We start from the raw sequence: 228 nt of genomic DNA on the forward strand, positions 1-228 counted from the left end.
TCGAGTCGCGCACGTGGGTGAAGAGGTGCATGCGCGTGGTATTCATCCAGACGAAGAACGGTTTGTCGGCCTTGGCCTGCTTGTCGATGAAGTTGATCGCCGCCTGGGTGGTCTCGTCGTCGATGGTCTCCATCCGCTTCTTGTTCAGCGGGCCGGTGTCCTCGATCTTGCCGTCGGCGAAGGAATGGATCACCCCGCGCGGCGAAGCGGCCTTGATGAAGGCCGGGT

At 61.8% G+C, this 228-nt stretch carries 1 pseudogene; it reads right to left on the reverse strand.

Annotated features, from left to right (window positions below):
- Positions 1 to 228 (reverse strand): annotated as a pseudogene (locus J5M67_RS29440) (arylsulfatase); the annotation flags it as partial.

Source organism: Pseudomonas sp. 30_B, assembly GCF_017491605.1.
In the GTDB taxonomy this organism is placed as follows: domain Bacteria; phylum Pseudomonadota; class Gammaproteobacteria; order Pseudomonadales; family Pseudomonadaceae; genus Pseudomonas.